This window comes from Arthrobacter sp. SAFR-179 (assembly GCF_059414945.1).
Genome location: NZ_JBPFDM010000006.1, coordinates 79653 through 104329, shown reverse-complemented (window position 1 = coordinate 104329; position 24677 = coordinate 79653). Strand labels below are relative to the sequence as shown.

Here is a 24677-nt window from a genome sequence, read left to right as displayed (position 1 = left end):
CCCCAGGGCAGAACCTCACTGTCAGGCAGAGCCCAGCACCATCCAGCGGTCCGACCGGGCACGCAGGCCAAGGGTCACGGCACGCGCCGCCATGTACCCCAGCGCGAAGGCCACCCAAAGCCACGCGAGCCCGGCGCTGCCGGCAGCACCCGACAGCGCAACCCCTGCCAGGAGCGGCGCGTAGACCGCAAGGTTCACCAGCCCCGCCAAGGCGAGGTACCGGGCGTCCCCCGCGCCGATCAGCACACCATCCAAAACAAACACGTAGCCGGCGATCGGCTGCCCGGCCGCCAGGATCCAGAGGGCAATGGTGAGCACCTGCTGCACTTCGGGATCCGTGGTGAACAGCACTCCGGCCCACGGGGCGGCCGCTGCCAACAGCAGGCCCGTCACCACGCCGAAGCCCGCACCCCAGCGGATCATCGTCCGGGTCAGCAGCCGGGCCCTGTCCGCATTGGACGCACCAAGCTCCTTGCCAATGAGAGCCTGCGCAGCGATCGCCAGGGCATCCAGGGCGAACGCCAGGAAGGAAAAGATGGTCATGGCCAACTGGTGGGCGGCAAGGTTGACCTCGCCTTGGGCCGTCACCACCAGCACCGTGGCCAGGATGGCGGCGCGCAGGCTGAGCGTGCGCAGCATCAGCCAGGATCCCACCCGCGTCGTGCTGCGGATCCCGCGCCAGTTGGGAAGCAGGCTGACGCCATGCCGGACGGCGCTGCGCCGCACCATCACCACGTAGACACCCGCCATGGCCCACTGTGCCAGGCTGGTCCCCACCGCCGAGCCCACCACGGACATTCCCAGGCCGTACACAAGCCACAGATTCAGGAGGATATTGACAGCGAATCCTGCCGTGGCCACCACCAGCGGCGTGCGGGTATCCTGCAGTCCGCGGAGCACGCCGGTGCCCGCGAAGATCAGGAGCATTGCCACCAATCCGGGCATGGACCAGCGGAAGTAGTCGATGGCAAAGGTCCGGACGCTTCCCTCGGCGCCCATCAGGTCGATCAGCGGCTCGGCCGCCGCGAAGCCCGCCACGGCGAGGAGCACGCCGAGGAGCAATGCCAGCCAGACGCCGTCGCGCCCTGCCGCAAGGGCTTTGCCCAACTGCCCGTCACCAATGGCGCGGGCCACGGCGGGCGTGGTGGAGTAGGCCAGGAAGACCATGAGTCCGACGGCGGTCTGCAGCACCGCGGATGCCAGCCCCACACCTGCGAGCTGGGCAACACCAAGGTGCCCCACGATGGCGGAGTCCGCCAGCAGGAAGAGTGGTTCAGCCACCAGCGCGCCGAAGGCCGGGACGGCAAGGCGGAGAATCTCGCGGGCATGGCCCTGGGTGCCGGTCACGGCGGCGGGAGCGGGTTGTTGGGGCACGGTGCCAGCTTAATGGTGACCGGAGACAGTGAGGCCCGGCATGAGAAAGGCCACAGTCCGTCACAATTAGTTGACAGTTCAACTATTAGCTTGGGAGGGTGGTATCCATGAACCAGTCACGACTCACCACCACCGCCCTCGCCACCCTGCGCATCATCCTCGGCTTCCTGTTCGCAGCCCACGGATGGCAGAAGTTCAATGAATGGACCATCGCCGGCACCCAGGCATCGTTCGCCAAGATGGGCGTACCGGCAGCGGAGGTCATGGCACCCGCCATCGCCGTACTGGAACTCGCGGGCGGCATTGCCCTCATCCTGGGGATCCTCACCCGGATGGTGGCCGCCCTCCTCGCCCTGGACATGCTGGGCGCCCTCTTCCTGGTGCACGCTCCCGCCGGCGTCTTTGCCGCCAACGGCGGCTACGAACTCGTCCTACTCCTGGCGGCGGCCGCATTCGCCCTGGCACTCACCGGCGCCGGCCGGCTTTCCCTGGACCGCGCCCTCTTCGGCCGCGGCAATTCCCGGCTGGCCGTCCTGGCCTAGGAACACCTGCCCCAAAGCGTCCGACGTCGGCTGGACACCAAGGTGCCCGGCCGCCGTCGGGCATTTAAGGCGCTGCCCCAAGGCCCTCCGGACGCGCCGGCCCATCTCCGACAGAACATTCGGGACCCGTCGGGAAAGTTGGGAAAACGCTTGCTAAGGCGGTGTGAGGGCTGGTAAACCATAAGTTGTTGCAGCGAGAGCTGCATCACCCGCACCCAGGTCTCAGTTATCCACAACGGGTATTTCCCCGGAACCTCATTCCCCGCGCTTTGATCCAACTGGAACGCTGGCGCGTACTTGAATCGTTCCAATACCGCTCCCTGGGAACCGCTTTGCCGCTCATCGAAGGAGATGTCAGTGAACAAACCCCCGCAAGCGATCCCCCGGCCCCCGGAAGGGCCGCCATCCCGCAGACGCCCCGCCATGTCCGCCGTACGTGCGCTGACGGCCACAGCAGCGTCAGCCGCCCTGGCCTTCACCGGCCTGCCCGTGGTCCACGCCGAGACTGCACTGCCTCCCGTGGGAAGTGGATTCAAGTTCGACTTTGGCCCCGGCGCAACCGCCGAGGGGTATACAGCCGTGGATGCCGGCGCGCAGTATTCGGCGGCAGCAAAATTCGGTTTTACGGACACCACCGTCACCTCCGGCGCTGACCGCGGGACGGGTGATGCCCTCCGGTCCGACTTCGTCCAGGCCCAGGGCAGTACCTTCCTGCTTGACCTGCCCAATGGCGACTACACGGTAAAGCTCATCGCCGGCGACGCCACGGAAGCGACAAACATCGCCATTACCGCGGAGAAAATCGCCAAAGTCCAGGCCACGGACAAGCCTGCAGGCCAATACCTGGAGATGGAATTCCCCATCTCCCTGGTGGACGGACAACTCAACCTGGACTTCAGCGGTACTGCCGCCAAGATCAATTCACTGGTCATCGCTGCGCGGGCCCCCCGCACGGCTACCACTGACCCCGGCGTCTACCTTGCCGGAGACTCCACAGTCCAGACCTACGATGCCGGGTACGTCCCGCAGGCAGGCTGGGGACAAATGATTGACCGCTACTTCGACAGTGCGGTGACGTTCCGGAACCATGCCATCGGCGGCCGGAGCTCCAAGAACTTCATCAGCCAGGGCAGGCTGGACGAGATCCTTCGGGTCATCAACCCCGGGGATTACCTGATGGTGCAGTTCGGCCACAACGACGCCACCATCGGAGTGGATGACCGCTACGCCTCCCCCGCGGACTACAAGGAATACCTGCGGACCTATGTCCACGGGGCGCGCCAGCGCGGCGCGGTCCCCATCCTGGTCACCCCTGTGGGCCGGCGCGATTACGACGAAGCCACCGGCAAGTTCAACGTCAGCTTCCCGGAATACGTCGCAAAGATGCAGGAGCTGGCAGCCGAAGAGAGCGTGGCCCTGGTGGATCTCTCCGCTTCCAGCCGTGCCTACTACGACGCCATTGGACCCGAGGACACCAAGTCTGTGTTCCTTCATGTGGACGCCGGGATCTACCCCAACCGGCCCACCGGAACCGTGGACAACACGCACTTCCAGGAGTACGGCGCCATCCAGATCGCCCGCCTGGTGGCCAACGGGGTGAAGCAGCTCAACCTTCCCCTTGCTGCGCGCGCCAAGGAAATCGCGCCGCCGTCGTCCGTTCCCGCACAGCCGCAGGGTCTGGTGGCGGGCAGCATCTCGAACGCCGGCGCGCTCTTGAAGTGGCAGCCGGTTGACGGCGCGGACATCTACAAGGTGTACCGGAAGCTGGCAGCCGAACCGGACAGCGAATACAAACTCACCACGACGGCGACGGTAGCCACCGCCAACCTCGCAGGCCTTGCTGAGGGAACGGCGTACAGCATCCGGGTGGCGGCCATGAACGGCAAGGGCCTCTCCGAGCCCAGCTCACCACTGGCAGTCACCACAAAGCTGGCCAAGTACAAGTTTGACTTCGGTCCGGCCGGAGCGCCGGTGGAGCCCGGCTACACCGAGGTCAACCGGACCATGCCCTACACACCCGGGCGTGGATTCGGATTCAAGGACATCTCCGTGCTCAGCGACCGGGACCGGGGCGCCGTCACCAGCAACCTCCTGCGCGACTTCGTACTCAGTGGGTCCAGCTTCGAATTCCAGCTTGACGTACCCAACGGCACCTACGCGCTCAAGACCTACCACAGCGACTGGATCGGCTCCACCAGGACCGACGTGGCCGCCGAAGGCACCCCGTTCGGACAGGTGTCCTCCAGCAAGGCTTCCTCCGCCACCAAGATCATCAACCAGGTCCTGGTCACCGACGGCCAACTGAACCTCACCATCAGCGGTTCCGGCCAGCGGTTGAACGGGCTGGAGGTGACCCCGCTGCTGGTGGGGCCCACCAACCTGCACACCACCGCCGTCAATGCAGCAGCCGAACCGCCCACCGTGGACCTGGCCTGGGACGCGGTGCCTGACGTGAATTCCTACAAGGTCTTCCGGCAGGCATCCTTCGAGACCGAACCCCAGGTCATCGCGTCCGGCGTGAAGGACGCGGCATACCGGGACACCACCGCATTTGCAGGGCTGAACTACAAGTACTTCGTCACCGCCGTCGACAACACCGGCCTGGAATCGGTTCCCTCCAACACGCTGGAAACCGCCCTGGTGGATCCCGCCACCCCGGCGCCCGCAGCCCCCGGCAAGGTGGATGTCAAAGCCGTGGAAAAGACGAGCGTCACCCTGAAATGGCAAAAAATCAAGGATGCCGCGGCCTACCAGGTGTACCGCTCCACCTCCCCGGACGGCCCCTTTGAGTACGCAGGCCGCGCCACTGAGGTCAATTTCACGGACTTCACCGTCCTGACCACCATCCGCTACTACTACCGCGTCACCGCAGTGAACAAGGGCGGCGAATCTGCACCCTCCCCCGTGGTGGGCACGGAGAAGGTCACCGTGGTGAACCGGCAAATGGAGAACCTGGACCGTGCACCGGTGGCCCTGCTCACCGGCGACGGCGTGCGGGTGGGCTGGCGCATGCTGGGCCTGGACCCGGAGCAGGTGGGCTTCCACGTCATCCGCGACGGCGTCCAGCTCACCGACGAGCCGATCCGGGACAGCACCACCTTCCTGGACCCGGCAGGAACGGCTTCCTCCACGTACGTCATCAAGGCCGTGGGCAACGGCGGGGATCAGCTGACCGCAGAGTTCCAGCCAATGTCCCGGAACTACCTGGCCGTTAAGCTCGACAAACCGGCGGACGACTACACAAAGGACGGACAGCCCTACACCTACTCCGCCGGGGACGCCAGCGTGGCGGACCTGGACGGCGACGGGACCTACGAGATTCTCCAGATGTGGTCCCCGTCCAACTCCAAGGACAACTCGCAGTCCGGTTACACCGGAACCGTGTACGTCGATGCCTACAAGATGGACGGCACCAAGCTCTGGCGGATCAACATGGGCCCCAACATCCGTGCCGGCGCCCACTACACCCAGCTGCTCGCCTACGACTTCGACGGCGACGGCAAGGCCGAAGTGGCCATGAAGACGGCTGACGGCACGCGTGACGCGGCCGGAACGGTGATCGGAAACGCCGGCGCTGACTACCGCAACAGCAGTGGCTACGTGCTCACGGGACCCGAGTTCCTCACGGTCTTCCATGGGGCCACCGGCACCATCATGGACACCGTGCCTTACGATCCTCCCCGCGGAGACGTGGGCGCGTGGGGCGATACGTACGGAAACCGGGTGGACCGGTTCCTGGGCGCCGTGGCCTACCTTGACGGCGAGCACCCCTCCATGATGTTCAGCCGCGGCTACTACACCCGGACCGTGCTGGCCACCTATGACCTGGTGGGCGGCAGGATCAGCAAGCGCTGGACCTTCGATTCGGATGTTGCCGGTACCCAGTACCGCGGCCAGGGCAACCACAACATGTCCGTCCTGGACGTGGATGCTGACGGCAAGGACGAATTCGTCTTCGGTTCCATGACCATCGACGACAACGGCAAGCCCCTCTACAGCACCGGCCTGGGCCACGGGGACGCCATCCACACGAGCGACTTCGATCCGGCCCGTCCCGGGCTGGAGACCTTCGCCGTGCACGAGGAAATGGGCGCCAGCGGAAACCTGGGTGCCACCTTCCGGGATTCGAGGACCGGTGAGGTGCTGTGGAGCATCCCCGCCGTCAAGGACACGGGCCGTGGTGCCATGGGAGACGTGGACCCCCGCTATCCCGGCGCCGAGGGCTGGACCATCGGCGGCGACGCTGCCTGGAATTCCCCCGTAGGGCAGATGCGCTCCGTCAAGGGTGAGCTGATCTCGGAAAAGATCCCCGCGGCCAACTTCCTGGCGTGGTGGGACGGCGACCTGCTGCGCGAAATTGTCGACCACGACTGGGATGCAGCAACCAACAGCGGAACACCCAGCATCGCCAAGTGGAACTGGGAAACCCAGTCGAGCGACCGGTTGCTCACCGCAACGGGTGCCAAGTCCAACAACGGCACCAAGGGAACGCCTGCCATCCAGGCCGATCTCCTTGGCGACTGGCGGGAGGAAATTGCCTGGCCCTCGGCGGACAGCACCGAGCTGCGCATCTACACCACCACCGCTTCCACGGACGTCCGGCTCCGGACCCTCATGCACGATCCCGTGTACCGGCAGTCCGTGGCCCGCGAAAACGTGGCCTACAACCAGCCGCCGCACCCGGGCTTCTTCATCGGGGCGGGGATGGAACTGCCGGCCCAGCCGGACATCGTTTACACCCGCCGCTAAGCCCTGCACCCACAGCTGCCCCGTCCGCCGTTTCGGCGGGCGGGGCAGTTTGTTTCGGGCCCAACCGGCCGGTAACCCGGGCCCTCAGTAAGATCGCAGCATGACTGAGACCGGCCGTCCCAACTCCGTGACCCTCCGCTTCCTCGCAGCACCCATGGACGTGGGGCACAGCGGCTCGGTGGACGCGGGGACGGTGCTCGAATGGGTGGACAAGGCCGCCTATGCTGCGGCGGTGGGCTGGGCCAAGTCCTACTGCGTGACCGCCTACGTGGGAAACATCCACTTCGCCGATCCCGTCAACAGCGGCGACATGGTGGAGGTGGAAGCCACCATCGTCTACACCGGCCGGTCCTCCATGCATATCCACACCGTGGTTTCCTCCGGCGACCCGAAGGGCGGCCCTGCCACCATGCGCAGCCAATGCATGGTGATCTTCGTAGCTGTCGGCGAGGACGGCAAGCCCATCCCGGTGCAGCAGTTCGAACCAAGCACCCCGGCTGAGATAGAGCAACGGGACCACGCGCTGGCCAGGATCAAGGTCCGGGAACAGATCGTCGAAGCCATGAACCGGCAGGAATATACGGACGCCGGTACCGCCGAACGCGTGACGCTGAGGTTCGTGGCTGCCCCCACCGACGTGAACTGGGGCGGCAAGGTTCACGGCGGCATCGTCATGAAATGGATCGACGAGGCCGCGTACGTGTGTGCCTCACGCTACTGCGGGATGGATACCGTGGCGGTCTTCTCCGGCGGCGTGCGCTTCTACCGCCCGCTGCTGATCGGCCACGTGGTGGAGGTGGAGGCCCGGCTGGTTTACACCGGAACCAAGGGAATGCACATCGCCGTCCACGTCCGTTCCGGCGACCCGAAAGGCCGCGAACTGGCCCTCACCACGTACTGCCTCACCGTGATGGTGGCGCGCGACGACGAGGGCAACTCCGTGCCTGTTCCCGCCTGGGTGCCGGTCAGTGATGAAGACAAACGGCTGCACGACCATGCGCGCGAACTCCTGGAGATCCGGGGAACGGCGCCGGGCAACCGCCTGCCGAACCACCTGCTCACGCAGGGCTGACCTAGAAGCCGCCACCGCCGGTGTCGCCGGCCATGTTGGCGAAGCGGGAATAGTGACCCTGGAAGGCCACCACGATGTCCTTGGTGGGACCGTTACGGTGCTTGGCCACCAGGATGTCCGCTTCCCCGGCACGGGGTGATTCCTTGTCATAGACGTCTTCGCGGTGGAGCAGGATGACCATGTCGGCGTCCTGCTCGATGGATCCGGACTCGCGGAGGTCAGACACCATGGGCCGCTTGTCCTGCCGCTGTTCCGATCCACGGTTCAGCTGGGACAGGGCGATCACGGGGACCTGGAGTTCCTTCGCAAGCAGCTTTAGTGCGCGCGAAAACTCGGAGACTTCCTGCTGGCGGGACTCCACCTTCTTTCCCGAGCTCATGAGCTGCAGATAGTCCAGGATAACCAGCTTGAGGTCATGCTGCTGCTTCAGGCGGCGGCACTTGGCCCGGATTTCCATCAGGGACATATTGGGGCTGTCGTCAATGAACAGGGGGGCATCATTCATGCGGCCCATGGTGGTGGCGATCTTGGACCACTGCTCGTCCTTGATGGTTCCCTTGCGGAGGTCCTGGAGGCCAATGGTGGCCTCGGCGGACAGCAGGCGCATCGCGATCTCGTTCCGGCCCATTTCCAGGGAGAACATCACCGTGGAGAGATTGTTCTTAATGGCCGCGGAGCGGGCAAAGTCCAGGGCGAACGTCGACTTACCGACAGCAGGGCGGGCCGCGATGACGATCATCTGGCCCGGGTGGAGCCCGTGGGTGAGTTCGTCGAGCTCGTAGAAGCCCGTTGGCACGCCGGTCATGCCCTCTCCGCGGTGGCCGGACGCCTCGATCTCGTCCACCGTGGACTCCATGACGTCCTTCAGAACCACGTAGTCCTCGGCGGTGCGGCGCTCGGCGACGGCGTAAACCTCCGCCTGCGCCTGGTTGACCAGGTCCTCCACCTCTCCGTCCGAGCCGTAGCCCAGCTGGACGATCTTGGTTCCGGCGTTCACCAGCCGGCGAAGGACTGCCCGTTCGGCCACGATCTCCGCGTAATAGCCGGCGTTGGCTGCGGTGGGGACGGTCTGGATCAGTTCGTGCAGGTAGGCAGGGCCGCCGATCCTGTTGATCTCCGCGCGCTTGGTGAGCTCATCGGACACGGTAACCGCATCCGCAGGCTCCCCGCGGCCATAGAGGTCGATGATGGCCTCATAAATGGTCTCGTGCGCCGGACGGTAGAAATCCTGCCCGCGGAGGATCTCAACGACGTCGGCGATGGCATCCTTGGACAGCATCATGCCGCCCAGGACCGACTGTTCGGCAGCAATGTCCTGCGGAGGCTTCCGGCTTGCGTCCGATCCACGGGTTGCCTCGACAGGGTCCAGATGCGCGATTGACAAAGCTGCCGTCCTCCATTTGTGCCGGGCCTGGCGGCCCGGCGATCCATCCTGTTCGCGGCAGCCGATAACCGGCCCCGCTACCTGTCCAGGTCTACCCGCAGGCCCTGACAATCAAGCGCCGGCGAATCCGGACGCCACGCTCCGGCCCGGAGTTATCCCCACAATCCACAGCTTTTCCACAGACACGCGTAGGAGGCGGTCCGCCGGGGGTCCAAACCATGGCAGGAACGCCCTGTTTGGGCCGTGGAGAACAGGTACCCCGCTACGCTAACCGCCGCGGCCCCAGCGGCAAAGCCAGCAGTCCGCACATGCTGTGGATAACCTGTGCACTACAGGGAATACCTTGTGCACAGTCTGTGGGGAACTCTGTGGATATCAACTTTTTTTGCGGCGTTCCATCGCGCTGACCTGCGGAAACACTCGCGCCAGCATGTGGAGTAAATATTTCTTCCACGGAATTTCATCCACAGGCCCCGGAGGGGCACTTGGGGGAAAGAGGGTGGAAGGCGCTGGCCGGGGAGTGTTTGGCCGGCCACGTGTCGCTCCTCATATTCCCGGCCGGACGTTTGACCTGCCGCTACGGGCCCTGTATGCGAAGCAGTGAATATTGCTGTGGATAACTGCGATCTGGAATAAGCTCTACATATGGGCGATCTACTGCTGGTCCTGTTGCCGGCGATAGTTTTGGTGGCGCTTATGTGGGGCATTGCCACCGCCCTGCGGCCGCGCGATGGCGGGACGTCGGAGGCCGAAAAGTACCAGCGCGAACTCGCTGAGCGTTCTGCCCGGCACTACGCGGCCCAGGTCGAAGCGGCCACCGCCGCACGCGCGCGGCTGGAGGCGGCCACCCACCCAAGCCAAAACCGGCAGCAGTACATCCAACAGCAGGAACATGGCTGGGCGAATGGCCAGCCAGGCAACAACACCTGGCGAGGGCCAGGAAGTACATAGAACGGCTCATGAAATGGAATCGCTTGTGGTCCCGGTCCTTATCCTGCTCGCCGTGGTCGCGGGGGTCACGCTCGCTTACCGCGCCGCCCGCAGCCGCAAAGCAGCCCACGCCTCCTCCCACACCCAGCCGGTTGCCACACCGCAGGAACTGGCCCGTGCTGCTGCAGCCCGGCTGTCCGAAGATGAACACCGCCGGCTGTATGCCTTGATCGCGCAGGGCCAGGCCATGGCTGCCATCAAGCTCTACTACGAGGTCACCGGAGAGGGGCTGAGGGCCTCCCGCGACGCTGTAGGGGCCCTTGCGGCACACCCGCAGCCCTACCGGAGCCCGGAGCCGGCGCAGGCGCCCGAGGAGGACGACGACGAGCCACAGCGGTTTCCGTATCGCTACCGCGCGATCGCCAGCAAGGGGGACGTAACCCGCGAAGTGAGCAGCAACATGCTTAACGACGAGATCTACGGCAGGATCCGCACCCTGGCCCGCAGTGGTGACACCGAAGCCGCAGCCACTGCACTAACCAGGCACTCTGACATCTCCCTGAAGCAGGCCCGGGAGTTCATCGCATTGCTGGACGACTGAGACGCTTTCAAAGCAGGCCCGGGCCGCCTACGGTCCATAGGCCAGCATGCAAAAGGAGGCCGGGACCGCATCCTCACGGATACAGTCCCGGCCGTCCTGTTTGCTTACTGCAACCCTGCCTATCCGGCACCGCCAGTGGAATCGTAATAGGACCAGTACCGGTTTGTGGCGTTCACATCAGCGAGCACCAGTAGACCGCTGTTGGCCGTGCCCCGCGCAGAACTGTTGAGGTTCTGCTTCGTGGACGTCACGTTATGCACATACTGGTCGGCGTCCACGATACGGGCGGTCTTCGTGGTAGTGAATTTGATGTCGTTCAGTGGCGTGGATTTCTCGTAGATGGCGCCCCCCGAGCTGGTGCAGACACCGGCGTTCGTGGTGCCGCTCGGCTTTGGATACGTGGCGAAGGTACGCACCTTTTGCGCGGCCTCGTCGATCATGACGATCACCCTGTTCGGGCACTCAGCCACGGTGGCAATCGTGCTTGCAGTCCAGGTTGAAGTCGACGTATTCAATGACAGCAGCTGAATCAGCGGCTGGGACGATGATGTGTACGAGGTTTTGATTGCAGCAAAGACCTTGTCTGCCGTAGCGTCCAGCCACTTCAGGTTCATGTGGTCGTCGCCGCTCCGCTGCCCCTTCACCGCCGCAACCGGCGTGGTCCAGGTGGTTTTGGACGCTCCGTCGACGTGGTAGCTCCAGTACATGCCGTCAGTGGAGTCCCCCACCTGCCTGCTCCACATCACGCCGATCTTGTTGCCGCTATAGGCGATCACAGCCGAGTTATCGTCCACGGACACACTGCTCAATGACGCCGGATGGGCGAACGGTGTGCCCCACGTGGCACCATCCGTGCCAGTGACGTTCATATAGATCCGGTTCCCCTGCTGCCAGGTGGCCCAGATACGGCCTGTGGAGTCCTTATCAATGGAGATGGTCTCGATTTTTTGGTTGTTGATTTGGGTCGATCCCAGACTCGTGTACGACTTGGTGCTCGAGTTGTAGCTGTAGCGCCGCATCGTCGTCGGGAAGTTCGGTTCGGCCGGCAGGCCGTCGTTGACGAACCGGAAGCTCGCGACATACAACGTCTTCCCGTCCCACAGCACGTCATGATGGGTGTTCGCCCGGGACTCGGTCACCACACCCGTACTGGTCCACGACTTTGTCGAGGCATTGAACCGGAAGATGCGGAAGCTGGAACTGGCGGCATCCCACAGGTTCCCCCACCAGATCCCGTCGTTGAACCACAACGAATTTGTTTGCCGCTTGGTACCGGTCGGCGTCCCCGTTCCTGAGTGCGACGGGCCTTCCGTTCCCACGTCACCTGTGGCCGCGGATGCGCCCACGGGTGCCACCAGCCCAGCAAGCACAACCAGCAGCGCTGTCAGCAGTGCGGGCAACCCCAGCCGGGATCGACGCAAGCGGCCGCTCCCAGGACTGGCAGGTCCCCTTCTGCAAAAAGGCCAGGAAGCTCTGGCAGCGTGATCGTGCCCGTCCCCGTCGGATATTTGATGGTCTCTCAACTTCACTCCCCGGTGTTGAATTATCAGTCAACCCCCAGATTGCTCAGTGTTGGCTGTGGAGCCACCAAAAACAATCCCCGGCGCGCCCCCTAAACCCTGCGGCCCCGAGCCCCTAACCCCCGAGTCTCCACAGGGAGTGACGTCAGTTCCATCGCTGGCCCGGCAGGATGCGGGGCCGACCGCCGGTCAGCGGCCCCCGGAAATGCCGGCCAGCAGCTGCTCGAACGGAAGGGACTCCAGCGGGGCGGGCTTCCGGCCGGGCTGCGGCCCCTCGAGCAGTCGCGCGAGCTCAGCGGCGGCCCGCTCGATCCGGTCGGCGAGTGAGGCCCCGCCCTCTTCGGCGGTTCCCCAGTCCTGCGGTCCGGCGAAGACGCCGGTTGCAGCGATGCGTGTGCGGAGGTAGCTGAACAGCGGACGCAGCGCGTAGTCCAGGACCATCTGGTGCCGGTCGGTGCCGCCTGTTGCACCCAACAGTACTGCCTTGCCGTCCAGCGACTTTGGGTCGAGGACGTCCATGAAGGATTTGAAGAGACCACTGTAGGAGGCGCTGAAGACCGGCGTCACGGCAATAATGCCGTCCGCGGCCTCCACGCCGGCAATGACCTCCGCCAGGCGTGGCGCGGCGTAACCGGTGACGAAGTTGTTGGCGATATCCACGGCCAGGTCCCGGAGTTCGACGACGTCCACGGCCACCTCGTAACCACTTGCCCTGAGCTGCCGCTCGGCAACGGCCGAAAGCTGGTCAGCCAGCAAGCGGCTGGATGAAGGTACGCCCAGTCCTGCGGAAAGGACGGTGATACGGCGGGTTTCCATGGCATTCTCCTGGTTCTCGTTCAGCATACATGCATATGCATCTACACTCCTGAACTGCCGGCGGCAGGGAACTATTCCCGGACACCAACTCCAGCCCACTGGATCAGAGCAGGACACTCCCCCGGATGCACGTGGTGGAATCACCGCCCACCCAGATGTCCCCGCCCTCAGCACTGACGTGGATGCGCCCGGACCGGCCCAGGACGGTCCCCTGCGAGGCGACGTATTCCTCCGGCGCCCTGCCGCTTGCAATGAGCCACTGGGCGGCACCAGCGTTGAAGCTGCCGGTGACCGGATCTTCCGCCATGGCATCACCAGGGAGGAAGGTGCGGACTTCGAAGTCGGTACCGGCGCCGGGCTCGTGGGGCCCGATGACGCCGAAGCGGGCAGCCGCAGCGCCTCGGCCAGCTGACGGCGCACGGCTGCATCCACCGGGCCGGAACGTGTCAGCGGCGGTGCCGCGAAAGCCAGCCTCCCGCCGTCGCGCTTTATCCGGACCAGCCCGGCGGCGCACTCCTGCACCAGGTGGCCGTCCGACTGGGGTACTCCCCCGGCCTGCAGCCAGGCGTGCGCCGATCCCAGCGTGGGATGGCCTGCGAAGGGGAACTCCTCGGTACCGGTGAAAATCCGGACCCGGTAATCCGCGAGGGGATCCTCGGGGGGCAGGAGGAAAGTGGTCTCCGAAAGGTTGGTCCAGTTGGCGAAGTGCTGCATTGTTGCCGTATCCAGCCCTTGGGCGTCAAGCACGACGGCGAGCGGGTTGCCGCGGTAGGCCTGGCCGGCGAAGACATCTACTTGGTGGAAGGGGCGGCTGCGCGGTGTCGGTTTCACCGGAGCAGGCTACCACCGGACAACGAAAGACCCCCGCCGCCTGAACCGGCGACGGGGGTCTTCTGATGCAGTTGAGGACTACTTTCCTGCAACCACGTCGAGTTCGATCACAGCAGCAACGTCAGCGTGGAGGCGGACGTTGGCCTGGTAGGAACCAACCGACTTGATGTGGGCGGGCAGTTCAACCTTGCGCTTGTCGATCTTGCCGAGGCCGGCGGCCTCAACAGCGTCGGCAACGTCGCCCTGCTTGACGGTGCCGAACAGGCGGCCGGACTCGCCGGCCTTGACGACCAGCTTGACCGGCTTTGCGGACAGTGCAGCGGCCTGCTTCTGAGCATCTTCCAAGGAAGCGTGCTCGCGGGCGGCGCGGGCAGCCTTGATGGACTCAACCTGCTTCTCGCCACCCTTCGACCAGGTCAGGGCGAAGTTGCGGGGCAGCAGGTAGTTACGTGCGTAACCATCCTTGACCTCGACAACATCGCCAGCAGCACCGAGACCGGTTACTTCGTGGGTCAAAATGAGCTTTGCCATGTTAGTTAATCCCTTCCTTAGCCGCGGCCAGCGCCGGAGTAAGGCAGCAGAGCAACTTCGCGGGCGTTCTTGATTGCCTGGGCGATCTTGCGCTGTTCCTGCACCGTGACGCCAGTGACGCGACGGGCGCGGATCTTTCCGCGGTCGGAGATGAACTTGCGCAGCAATGCTACGTCCTTGTAGTCGATGACAGTGATGTCAGCGGCCTTCAAGGGGTTGGACTTTGGTTTGGGCTTACGGAGTTCAGCCTTAGCCATCGTGGAGCTCCTATTCTATGGAGCCCGTGGATATTGATCCACGGGATGGTGGTGGTCCGACGGCGGCAGTACCCTGGGTGCCTTTCGGCACCCCGGCAGCCCCGCGCCGGGCCGTTGTTTGGGTTTTAGAAGGGAGGTTCGGAATCGGGGCCGTTGCCCCAGCCACCTGCATTGGAGACGCCGGGCGTAGCCCAGGGGTCGTCCTGTGCAGCCTGCTGGTTGCCGCCGCCCCAGCCTCCGCCGGCGTTGCCGCCCTGGTTTCCACCAGAGTTGCCGCCGCCGAAGCCACCGCCGCTGTTGCCGCCGCCGAAGCCGCCCCCACCCTGTCCGCCTGAGCGCTGGGTGCGGTTGACCTTGGCATTGGCGTAGCGCAGGCTGGGGCCGATCTCGTCGACCTCAAGCTCGATGACGGTGCGCTTTTCGCCTTCTTTTGTTTCGTAGGAACGGCTCTTCAAGCGGCCGGTAACGATGACGCGCATACCCTTGGTCAGGGATTCGGCAACGTTCTCGGCTGCTTCACGCCACACAGCGGCGCGGAGGAACAGGGTCTCCCCGTCCTTCCACTCGTTGGACTGGCGATCAAAGGTACGGGGGGTGGAAGCGATGGTGAAGTTCGCTACTGCCGAACCGGACGGTGTGAACCGCAATTCCGGGTCATTGGTGAGGTTACCGATGACCGTAATGGTGGTCTCGCCTGCCATCTACTGCCTCCTTGTTCGATCCTGGGTGAAGAGTGCGTGTCCTGCGGGGTAAAGAATGAAGAAAGGTGCTGAATTACTCAGCAACAACCTTCTGCTCTTCGGGGCGGGTGATCTTGGTGCGCATGATGGTCTCGTTAAGAGACAGCTGGCGGTCAAGTTCCTTGGCGGTTTCCGGCTTGGCGGTGAAGTTCACCACGGCGTAGATACCTTCGGACTTCTTCTTGATGTCGTAGGCCAGACGGCGACGGCCCCAGATGTCAACCTTTTCGATGGTTCCACCATCGTTGGTGATGACGTTCAGGAACTTCTGAAGCGACGGCTCAACGGTACGCTCTTCGACCTCGGGGTCGATGATTACCATCAATTCGTAAGGACGCATATGTGAACCCACCTCCTTTGGGCTAAGCGGTTACGGCATTTCCGTAACAGGAGGTTCATTTGCGATTCCGTGCGATGCCCCGCTTCCGGAACGGAGGCAGGACGCAGCACAGACTTCAATATCTTAGTGCATTTGGACCCGATAGGCGATTCGCGCTTGACTCAAGGTTAGTGGCGTGTTGCAGCACGTGCAGTCCGTGCCATGGGCTATGTGGAAAACCAGGCCTATCATCTGACGTATGCGTCGACCCCTGATGGCCTTTGGCATGGCGGCCCTGTTCCTGTCCGGGTGCTCGCCTACTTCAGCCCAACCCATGACGGACTCCGCCGCGGCACAGCTGCACTGGGGCATGCCGATTGCCGGCGACGAGTTCAACTACGCCGGGGCTCCGGACGCCGCCAAGTGGTCCGTGTACGACAGTGACGGCCACGCGGGGAACGGCATTCGCAGTCCCCGGCAGGTATTGGTGGATGGTTCCAAAATGGTCATCACCGGAACGCCGGACGGGACAACCGCCGGGATCAGCGCCAGGTTCGGCCTGCAGCAGTACGGCCGCTGGGAGGTCCGCGCGGCCGGTTCCGGTGACGATGAATACCATCTGGTGTCGATCCTGTGGCCGGACAGTGGAAATTGGCCTTGCGACGGCGAAATCGACTACGCAGAGACAACGGGCGACTGGAACCGGATCAGTTTCTTCCATCATTACGGATGTTCGAACTCGAAGACGTCCATTGCCAAGGCCCTCGACGTCAACGAGTTCCACAACTACGCAGTTGATTGGTCTCCCCAAGGCATCGTTGGCTACATCGACGGGGTGAAGTGGTTTGAAGACAACGACCCCGCCCACCAGCCTCCCGGTTCAATGCACCAGACGCTGCAACTGGACTGGTTTCCGGACAGCACTCCCAACGGACCCGGCGAGATGCGGGTGGACTGGGTCCGCGTTTATGCGCAGGGTACCCCCTCTACCTGACCCCTGAAGGGGCTAAACCCCCAACGTACGTAATGCGGCAGTCAGAGCTGCCCCTCCACCCCCGGCCCTGCCGAAAGCACGCCTTTCCCCACGTAGGAGGCGATACAAAAGGCGAGTACTCACTACCGGTGTTTACCTGCCCGGCCTCACCTACGCTCGATTCTGCCGGCGGCGTTTCACGGCCGGGGGTTTCGAATCCGTCTACGGGCACTGGGTGGATTGGCCCGGGCCGGAGCTGAATTCGGCCGACACCAATCAGACAGGGGAGGACTATGAGCACCAGGCGGGCGAAGGCACTGCACTTCGACATTCACGGCCGCGTCACGATCAGCGTCGACGCGATGGCCCCCACGGCCAGGCAGCTTCAAAGCATGTTGGCGTGTTTCGCCACCGATACCGAACGGCAGCCCGACATCATCGTTGACGACCAGCCGGAACCAATGCCCGATGCCGGTTTGGTCGAGCATGAGCTGGCGTATACCGACAACAGCGTGCGATTCCAGGCTGACCGGGTACAGGTGGTCAGGGATGCAGATCAGTGGCGCGTGCACGGGCCGGGGGAACTGTTGACTTCCGTGGTACCGGTTCTCGATGCCGCCATGATCGGTAAGGGAGCGGCGATGATCCATGCCGCAACCATGGCCTATAAGGGCCACGCAATCGCGCTGCCCGCCGCCGGCGGCACCGGCAAGACGAGCACCGCCGCCAAGTTGATGCGGCGTGAAGGGTGGTCGTTCATGGGCGACGACTGGGCATTCCTCGCAGAGGACGCGACGCTGCTCGGTTACGCGAAGCCCATGTTCATCAAGCCGCATCACCGCGCAATCTACCCGCACCTTTTCGAAGGAGCGCGCAAGCCGCTTGTACCTTCACGGTTCTCCGGGAGCATCGGACGCCTCACCACCGTGGTGCACCCGTTCGTTATCCGCTATCCGCGCCTGGCAGACTTCTCCCGGCGGTGGTCTCCCGAGCACAGGATGGTCACCCCGGAGGCCGCGTTCCCGGGCCGGAAAGTGACCACCTCGGCACCACTGGCCGCAGCCATCTATGTCGAGCGCTACGAGGGTTCACGCTCCCGGGTGGTCGAGAGGTCGCGGGACTGGATGGTGGACCGCATGATCGGCAACTTCCACATCGAGATGGCCGGCTTCTCGCAGCGGGTTGTGACCGGCCTGGCCGCCACATCCGTGGTCCCATGGCGCGAGCACTTTGCGGCGAAGGGGCTGGTCTTGAGTAAAGCCCTTGACGGGCGTCCCTGCCACCTGTTCCAAATCCCATCCGCCTACTCGGCGGACCAGGCATCGGACGATATTGTCCGGCACCTGGACGAGCTGCTTCCGTCGATCCTCGACGAGCAGGCCTAAAGGGGGACACCGTGGGCTACAGTACAGCAGACGTCACCGCGGTCGTCCCGGCCCGCAACGCGGAGCAACTCCTTCCGCGCTGCCTGGAAGCCCTGCGCCAGTCCGGTGTCGCCGAAATCATCCTGGTGGACGGGTTGTCCACCGACCGCACTGTCGAAATCGCCCGTGCGGCCGGCGCCCGGGTACTCAGCGACGAGGGGCGCGGCCTGCCCTGGGCCCGCACCCTCGGTGTCCAAAGCAGCAGCACCCGCTGGGTCCTGCTCGTGGATGCGGACGTGGTCTTCGGTGCCACGGGGGTCGCGGACCTTCTCATTGAGTTGGTGGAGGACGGATACGACGCTCTCCAGGCAGGCCTGGAGAGCGTCGCCGGCCCCGGTTACTGGGGGCAGGCCCTGGCGCACCACCATCGCACCGGACGCAGCCGCAACTGGTTCGGACTTGTCGCGACGCTCGTTGACCGGGACCTGATGCTGGGCCTTGGCTTCGACGACGCATTCAAGTCGGGCGAGGACATCGAACTGCGGTGGCGGATGCGGCAGTCAGGGATGAAGACCGGGGTCTCACAGCGGGTCATGGTTGAACACAGGTTTGCCGCAGACGACTTTGACTTCGCACTGGACCAGTTCCTCATGGACGGTACGGGACTTGGACGGATGGTCCGCAAGCATGGCTGGGGCGGTGCCAGGCTGGCGCTCCTGCCCGCTGCCGCGGCAGTCCGCGGCAGCGCACTAAGCCTCGCCTCAGGCCAACCGAAATGGCTGCGTTATTACATCGCCTTCTGCTGGTACAACTATGCGGGTATGGCGAGGGGTTTAGGTCGTGACGGCTGAACGTGAGCTCGTTCCAACGGATGCCCCTCCCGTCGTCCGGCACTCCCCCCTGCGAAGTTCGCTCGGACTCGTCCTGGCCAAGGCCGCCCAGACGGGCACGGGGTTCGCCTTCTGGGTGGTAGCGGCGCACGCGACGTTCGACCGCGAGGTGGGGCTTACGACTGCTGCGGTTTCAGCGGTGATGATTTGCACCCAGCTTGCCGTCCTGGGCACCGGATCCGCTGTCATCGTCTCGGTGGGACGGGGGGAGCCGCCCGCGCGGGTGCTGGACGCAGCGTTCGGCATCGTGGGCGTGGCAGGAACCGTGCTGGCCCTAGGCTACCTCGTGCTGGAGTTGTTCGTGGCGCCGGACACGGCCCCGATGTCCGTCCTCTTCTGGATGACATTCATCGTCGCCGCCGTCACAGGAACCATGTGTACAGTGCTGGACCAGGCGCTCGTAGCCCTGGGGCGCGGCAGCAGTGCGACGCTGAGGTACACCCTGGGCGGCATAGTCTCGCTTGGGGCCGCTGCAGTGGTGGCATGGCTGGCCCACGGCGCTTCGGCCGACGTCCTGATGGCCTGCTGGACTCTCGGCTCGGCCGCCTCCTGCATCATCGGAGCCATCCAGTTGAGAAGACTGGTCGGCTACCGGCCGCGTCCCTCCCTGCACCCTGCACGCGGGCGTTTGCTACTGAAGATGGGAATTCCAAACCAACTCCTCACCCTCACCGAACGCGCCCCCGGGCTGGTGCTGCCACTCCTGCTTGCGCACCTGGTGTCACCGGAGGTGGCGGCTTACTGGTATCCCGCCTGGATGATGGCCTGGGCTGCCTACACCGCACCAATGCTCATAGGCATCGTCCAATTCTCCGAGGGTGTCCGTGAACCAGCCCGTCTGGCGGCAACCACCTGGGCCAGTTTCCGTTGGTCCCTTCTGTTTGGTGGCCTCGCTGCCATGGTCCTCATCGTCCTGGCCCATCCACTGCTTCATCTGCTCGGTGACAGGTACGCCAATGCCTCCACCAGCACCCTGCGGTTGCTGGCCGCCGGGGTGGTGGCATATGCAGTGCTGCAGGCCTACAACTCCGTTTGCCGGGTTCTGGGCCTCTATACAGAATCCATTGCGGTCGGGGTGATCCTCGGAGCGGCCCTATGCTCCTCAGCCCTGCTGGCCGCCGGCAACGGCTCCAGCGCCATGGCCCTTGCGTGGCTGGTGGTGCTCTCCGTCGGGGCCGTCATCATCGGAATCCGGCTTATAGCTATTCTCCGCCGCACCAAAAAGGAGGCATCATGACCAGCACGCTCAAGGAGACCATCCGCCCCCAGGCGCGCTGGAAACCCCGCGACATCTGGTGCGCGGTGGCAGGCGCCGTATCGCTCGCACTTGCAGCGTGGGCCGCCTCCACGGTGGTACTGCCCGTCAACAGCGATGTGGGGCTCGTCGGCGTGCTGCCCTTCCCGTTCTGGGCGGGGGTCCTGATCCTCAACGTCGCCTTCGTCATGGCGCTGCGGGGGGATGCCGCAGGCCCCGCACGCAGCCCGGTCATGGTGTGGCTCCTGGTGGTACTGGTGCTCGTTCTCTTCGGCGCCGCAGTCTTCGTGACGGACGTACCCCGGGGTGAAGTCGCGTTCCGCCATCTCGGCATCGCGGACGCCCTGTCGCGCAATGTGGCGATCGACCCCAACATCGACGCGTACTTCAACTGGCCGGGCTTCTTCGCCCTCCTGGCGACCGTGCTCGGGGCCGCCGGGCTCGATCCCGTGACCCTTGCACTCTGGGCACCGGTATTTAATGTGGGTCTGTGGCTCGTGGGCGTGGCCGTGGTGACACGCTGCCTCACGAGCGACCCGCGACGGCGCTGGCTGGTGCTCTGGCTCTTCTGCCTCGGCAACTGGCAGGACCAGGACTACCTTTCCCCCCAGGCTTTCGGCTTCTTCCTCTACCTGGTAGTAGTGGCGCTGGCCCTCGGTCCGCTGGCCGCAAAGGCCCCGCCTTTCCGCGGCTTCCGGCGCGCCGACCTCGCAGCGTGGTGGCGCGGCCGGTACCCGGCCGAGCCCCGTCCGGGGTACCGGGTGGCTGCCCTGGCCGCAACCCTCCTGCTGATCGTGGTCATTTCTGCGAGCCACCAACTCACGCCGTTCATGGTACTTATCGCCCTCACCGCCCTTACCTTGAGCGGACGTCTCCTGCCCAGCAGGCTGCCCCTGATTGCCGGCGTCGTACTGATGCTCTGGCTCGTCTTTCCCGCAAGCACGTACCTCGTGGGACACCCGCCCCTGGCGGACGCAGGCTTGCAGACCGCCATTGACGCGAATGTCGTCGACCGGACGAACGGGACTGCCGGCCACGTGCTGGTGGTGCAGGTCCGGATAGCCCTCACCCTCCTGCTGTGGACCCTCGCCGCAATAGGAACGGTGCGCGACTGGCGCAGGCGGCGTCTTGACATCCGGGTGCTCCTGCTCACCGTCACCCCGGTCTTCCTTTTTCCCGCGCAGTCCTATGGAGGGGAGATGCTCATCCGCATATCGCTGTTCGCGCTCCCCTTCGTTGCGCTGCAGGCGTCTTCGGTCCTGCTTCCCACGAACATTGGATACAGGCCCTCTTCCCGGGTTGCGGGAGGCCTTATGCTCACCTGCCTGGTGCTTGCAGGGATGACCGTGACCGGCCGCTTTGGCAACGCTCAGTACGACGTGTTCACCGACGACGAGATAGCCGCCATCACCACCCTGGACCGCATGGCGCCCCCTGGCTCGGCCATCATCTCGGCTGCCCATCCAACACCCTGGCGCAACACGGACTACCTCGGACACCGCTACCGGACCATTGAGGACCTCTGTCCACCCGATTTGTCCGCCGCAACGTGCGGGCCAGTGGTCTACCACTACGCCAAGCACAATGCTGCCGGCAGCTATCTGCTCCTCATGAGTTCGGCGGAGTCGAGCCTGGTCCTCCAAGGTCAGACCACCCCAGGCGGATTCGATGAGCTGGAAGCCTGGCTCGATGCCCAGGACGGCGTTGAGCTCGCCTACAGCAACAACAACGCACGCGTATACAGGGTGGAGCCATGAACTTCCGAGAATTGAGCCGGCCTACGCTGGCGCTGGGCATTGCGGCCGTGGTGCTGTCCCTGGTCACGCTGATCGGGTTGCCGACACCGCTGCAGACGGTCGCCGCGATAGGAGTCCTCATCCTGCTCCCGGGCCAGGCGCTGGCCCGGCTTATCCCCACCACCGACGCCGCGCTTGGCGTGCTCCTCGTCCTGGGACTCGGCCTGGCCACGCTCACTGCGGTGTCCACGGCCATGTTCTACCTCACCGTATGGTCGTGGCAGGCGTGCGTCGTGGCAATGGCCGTCATTACTGTCCTCGCCTGCCTGGCGCGGGCACGGCAGGAGGTTGCATCATGATGGAGCTGGCAGGAGTGCTTGCAGCCGCCGTGCTGCTCGTTACCCTCGTAACCCTCGAGGTCCGGCGGCTTGGACCAGACACCGGACCAAACACCGGGCAAACCACCGGCCCTGCGGTCCAAAACCGGGCAAGGAACACCAGGATCGCCGTTGGTGTCATGTGGGCGGCCTTCCTGCTCCTCCTCCTGCCGCGCGTCCTCGGACTGCTTACGTGAGCCTGGGCCGCGCGGCGCGATGGTTGCTTCTCAGCGACCTCCACCTGGACGCGGGCGACGACGATCCCCGCCACCCGGGCAGGGTGTTGCCTGAGTTCATCCGCCGCCAGGTGCCGGCAGCCCCAGGCCCGCAGCAGCACCTGGTCTTCGTTGGTGACACCTTCGAACTCGCCGGGTTGAACGAGGATGAGAGCCTGGCCCGGCTTGAATCCATCCTCGCCCGGCACCCGGACACCTTCCGGGCGCTGGAGGCGTGCGCGGCGAGTGGCGTCCAGCTGCACTTCGTGTGCGGGAACCATGACGTGGAGCTGGCCCGGCCCGCCGTGGCCGGGCGGCTGTCCGCGCTGCTGGCGCCGGACGACCCCACACGGGTCCGGGTGCACCCGTGGCTCCTCTACGTCCCCGGCGTACTCGTAGCCGAGCACGGGCATCTGCACCACGCACTGCACCGGATACCCGAGGTGCTGCGCACGGCAGTCAACGGCACTGATGAGCTGGACTTGCCACCCCTGGCCGCCTGGCACGCCCAACCGACGGGATCGCGCTTGAACCGTGCCGGCGCCGTCGCCCGGGCCTGCCTGGCGTCAGAGCGCGCGGAACGCCGTATCCGCCGCCCCGAATACGACGAGCTGCTGCAGACCGAATCGCAGCGGCTCAGGCTCAATGGGACGGCAGTACGCGAGCTGGCACGCCTGTCCCGGTTCCGGACGGTGCAGGCGCTTCCGCTCACCGCAACCCGCATGGTGCTTGCGGCCACCGGACGTAATGCCAGGGGCGGGCAGGCTCCTGCTGCGGCAGCCCGGGTGGCTGGAATTCTTGACACGCACTCCTCCACAGTTGCCTGGTACATTTCCGCCCACACGCACCGGGCGCTTGAAGCGGCGCTGGAAACATCGTCAACCCGGTACATCAACACCGGCACCTGGTCCTCGGACATCCGTGGCCAGGGCCCGGATGTCCTGGACCGCCAGGCCTTCCCCTATGCGCTGATCGATGTGGCCGGGGACGGGACCACCAGCGGCGGGCTGCGGTACTGGAACCCGGACGGCCGCTGACCCCCCACCTTTGCAGTTTTGCAGCGCGGCAGATTGCTTTATGGCGCCGTGGGATGGCAGGCGCAGGGAACTGATGGATCTCCCAATAGGAAAGACCTCTTAGGTTTGCAGCAACCTAAGAGGTCTTTCCTGTTGGCGACGTAAACCTTGCCTAGAAATCCACGCTCATTGGACTTCCCTCCACACCGCACCCTGAGGAGTGGCGCTGGTCAGCTGGGTGGAGGAGGAGTGGGCCAGCCGGCGGCCACGCAGGTAGCCGGCCGAGGTGAAGGCCAACACCGCCAGGACCGAACCCGCACGCCCCAGTCCCATGGGGTTGTCGCCCCGGCTCCAATCACGGATTCCCGAGAACACCGCCCTTGGGAGGGTGCTGCGGACATAGCGCCGCTCGGGACCCAGGGCCCGCTTGTGCCCCACAACGTGGCTGACCTGCGCCTTGGAGAGACCCTCCGACCAGGACCTCGAGAGCATGTAGCGCACAGTCCCCCGCTCCTCCGGCACGTGATGCCGCACCAAGGCCGCGGGCTCGTAAACGATCCTGGAGCCGGGAGTGCCCATTGTGGAGCGGATGCAGATCTCTGTCTCCTCGCAGCCAAGCGGCAAGTTGCCCTGCCGGCCAAGCGCAATGTTGAAGCCGCCAACTTGCCGGAGGACGTCCAGCCGGAAGGACATGTTGGCCCCGATGAGGTTCCGGACTTCGGAGGCAACAGTGGGCATTCCCCGGTGGCTGCATCCTACGATCCAGTCCAGTTCCTCACCGAAGTAGCCCGGGCGGCCCCGGTCCCATACGGGCTCGACGCGGCCGCCAACGGCCAGCACATCGGGATCGTCGTAAAGGACCAGCAGGCGCTCCAGCCAGTTGGGCGTTGCCACGGCATCGTCGTCGAGGAAGGCCACGATGTCGCCCTCGGCCAGTCCAACACCTGTGTTACGGGCGCCGGAGAGGCCGGGAGGGCCTTCGCTCTGCACCACTGTCACGTCATCCACAATCGCCAGGAGCCGCTCGTACAGGTCCTCATTGTGGTCGACGACCACCAGGATCTCCTGGGGGGCCACCGTCTGGGCGCGGACAGACTCGATAACATCCAGCAAAAGGTCCCAACGGCGCTCGGTGTAGGCGCAAATCACGATCGACACGCTCGGACGGACAATACGATCCAACAT

The 24677-nt window shown here is 64.8% G+C and carries 22 protein-coding genes and 1 pseudogene; 13 read left to right on the top strand and 10 right to left on the bottom strand.

Annotated features, from left to right (window positions below; genetic code table 11):
• Nucleotides 1-21 precede the first annotated feature (21 nt).
• Nucleotides 22-1347 (bottom strand): MATE family efflux transporter, encoded by a 1326-nt coding sequence (locus ACR65K_RS11805; protein WP_440153086.1) that lies wholly within the window; start codon nt 1345-1347, stop codon nt 22-24.
• Nucleotides 1348-1481: 134 nt separating this feature from the next.
• Here ACR65K_RS11805 and ACR65K_RS11800 point away from each other — a divergent pair, with 134 nt between their 5' ends.
• From ACR65K_RS11800 to ACR65K_RS11790, 3 genes are all read left to right on the top strand, one after another.
• On the top strand, nt 1482-1916 hold the full coding sequence (locus ACR65K_RS11800; protein ID WP_440152962.1) for a DoxX family protein: 435 nt from the start codon (nt 1482-1484) through the stop codon (nt 1914-1916).
• Between the two features lie 423 nt (nt 1917-2339).
• A complete protein-coding gene (locus ACR65K_RS11795) occupies nt 2340-6665 on the top strand; it encodes a rhamnogalacturonan lyase family protein (protein WP_440152961.1) in 4326 nt (1441 codons plus the stop codon).
• Nucleotides 6666-6765: 100 nt separating this feature from the next.
• A complete protein-coding gene (locus ACR65K_RS11790) occupies nt 6766-7737 on the top strand; it encodes an acyl-CoA thioesterase (RefSeq protein ID WP_440152960.1) in 972 nt (323 codons plus the stop codon).
• Nucleotide 7738: 1 nt separating this feature from the next.
• Here ACR65K_RS11790 and dnaB read toward each other — a convergent pair whose 3' ends face one another.
• Nucleotides 7739-9121, bottom strand: coding sequence for a replicative DNA helicase (gene dnaB / locus ACR65K_RS11785; protein WP_056335884.1), 1383 nt, complete (start codon nt 9119-9121; stop codon nt 7739-7741).
• 645 nt (nt 9122-9766) lie between these two features.
• On the opposite strand from dnaB, the gene ACR65K_RS11780 reads away from it, so the two are divergent.
• Together ACR65K_RS11780 and ACR65K_RS11775 are read left to right on the top strand one after the other, a co-directional pair.
• Nucleotides 9767-10072, top strand: a complete 306-nt coding sequence (locus tag ACR65K_RS11780; protein ID WP_056335886.1) for a hypothetical protein — start codon at nt 9767-9769, stop codon at nt 10070-10072.
• 13 nt (nt 10073-10085) lie between these two features.
• The gene (locus ACR65K_RS11775) at nt 10086-10652 is read left to right on the top strand and encodes a hypothetical protein (protein ID WP_440152957.1); all 567 of its coding nucleotides are present in this window, start codon (nt 10086-10088) and stop codon (nt 10650-10652) included.
• Between the two features lie 119 nt (nt 10653-10771).
• On the opposite strand, the gene ACR65K_RS11770 is transcribed toward ACR65K_RS11775, so the two are convergent.
• The 7 genes and pseudogenes from ACR65K_RS11770 to rpsF all read right to left on the bottom strand — a co-directional run bounded on the left by ACR65K_RS11770 (nt 10772) and on the right by rpsF (nt 15687).
• Entirely contained in the window at nt 10772-12073 is a 1302-nt protein-coding gene (locus tag ACR65K_RS11770; protein WP_142118568.1) for a hypothetical protein, read from the bottom strand.
• A gap of 288 nt (nt 12074-12361) precedes the next feature.
• On the bottom strand, nt 12362-12988 hold the full coding sequence (locus tag ACR65K_RS11765) for an FMN reductase (protein ID WP_440152956.1): 627 nt from the start codon (nt 12986-12988) through the stop codon (nt 12362-12364).
• 103 nt (nt 12989-13091) lie between these two features.
• Nucleotides 13092-13819 (bottom strand): annotated as a pseudogene (locus ACR65K_RS11760) (PhzF family phenazine biosynthesis protein).
• 78 nt (nt 13820-13897) lie between these two features.
• On the bottom strand, nt 13898-14350 hold the full coding sequence (gene rplI, locus ACR65K_RS11755) for a 50S ribosomal protein L9 (RefSeq protein WP_018769834.1): 453 nt from the start codon (nt 14348-14350) through the stop codon (nt 13898-13900).
• A 17-nt stretch (nt 14351-14367) separates the two neighbouring features.
• Entirely contained in the window at nt 14368-14607 is a 240-nt protein-coding gene (gene rpsR, locus ACR65K_RS11750) for a 30S ribosomal protein S18 (RefSeq protein ID WP_003800144.1), read from the bottom strand.
• A 125-nt stretch (nt 14608-14732) separates the two neighbouring features.
• Complete coding sequence (locus ACR65K_RS11745; RefSeq protein ID WP_056335900.1) at nt 14733-15308, bottom strand: single-stranded DNA-binding protein; 576 nt, start codon at nt 15306-15308, stop codon at nt 14733-14735.
• Nucleotides 15309-15381: 73 nt separating this feature from the next.
• Nucleotides 15382-15687 (bottom strand): 30S ribosomal protein S6, encoded by a 306-nt coding sequence (gene rpsF / locus ACR65K_RS11740; RefSeq protein WP_015939036.1) that lies wholly within the window; start codon nt 15685-15687, stop codon nt 15382-15384.
• A 238-nt stretch (nt 15688-15925) separates the two neighbouring features.
• On the opposite strand from rpsF, the gene ACR65K_RS11735 reads away from it, so the two are divergent.
• The 8 genes from ACR65K_RS11735 to ACR65K_RS11700 all read left to right on the top strand — a co-directional run bounded on the left by ACR65K_RS11735 (nt 15926) and on the right by ACR65K_RS11700 (nt 23513).
• On the top strand, nt 15926-16660 hold the full coding sequence (locus ACR65K_RS11735) for a glycoside hydrolase family 16 protein (RefSeq protein ID WP_235565191.1): 735 nt from the start codon (nt 15926-15928) through the stop codon (nt 16658-16660).
• 272 nt (nt 16661-16932) lie between these two features.
• On the top strand, nt 16933-18024 hold the full coding sequence (locus ACR65K_RS11730) for a hypothetical protein (protein WP_056335904.1): 1092 nt from the start codon (nt 16933-16935) through the stop codon (nt 18022-18024).
• A gap of 11 nt (nt 18025-18035) precedes the next feature.
• Complete coding sequence (locus tag ACR65K_RS11725) at nt 18036-18854, top strand: glycosyltransferase (protein WP_440152952.1); 819 nt, start codon at nt 18036-18038, stop codon at nt 18852-18854.
• Nucleotides 18844-20130, top strand: a complete 1287-nt coding sequence (locus tag ACR65K_RS11720; protein ID WP_440152951.1) for an MATE family efflux transporter — start codon at nt 18844-18846, stop codon at nt 20128-20130. Before ACR65K_RS11725 ends, ACR65K_RS11720 begins: the two co-directional genes overlap by 11 nt.
• Nucleotides 20127-21905: a glycosyltransferase gene (locus ACR65K_RS11715; RefSeq protein ID WP_440152950.1), complete on the top strand. Its 1779-nt coding sequence runs from the start codon at nt 20127-20129 to the stop codon at nt 21903-21905. Before ACR65K_RS11720 ends, ACR65K_RS11715 begins: the two co-directional genes overlap by 4 nt.
• Entirely contained in the window at nt 21902-22243 is a 342-nt protein-coding gene (locus ACR65K_RS11710; RefSeq protein WP_440152948.1) for a hypothetical protein, read from the top strand. Before ACR65K_RS11715 ends, ACR65K_RS11710 begins: the two co-directional genes overlap by 4 nt.
• Nucleotides 22240-22458 (top strand): hypothetical protein, encoded by a 219-nt coding sequence (locus ACR65K_RS11705; RefSeq protein ID WP_440152947.1) that lies wholly within the window; start codon nt 22240-22242, stop codon nt 22456-22458. Before ACR65K_RS11710 ends, ACR65K_RS11705 begins: the two co-directional genes overlap by 4 nt.
• Nucleotides 22455-23513: a metallophosphoesterase family protein gene (locus ACR65K_RS11700; protein ID WP_056335921.1), complete on the top strand. Its 1059-nt coding sequence runs from the start codon at nt 22455-22457 to the stop codon at nt 23511-23513. The genes ACR65K_RS11705 and ACR65K_RS11700 overlap by 4 nt, the downstream gene beginning before the upstream one ends.
• A 165-nt stretch (nt 23514-23678) precedes the next feature.
• Here the strand turns inward: ACR65K_RS11700 and ACR65K_RS11695 are convergent, their stop codons facing one another.
• Entirely contained in the window at nt 23679-24677 is a 999-nt protein-coding gene (locus ACR65K_RS11695; protein ID WP_056335925.1) for a glycosyltransferase family 2 protein, read from the bottom strand.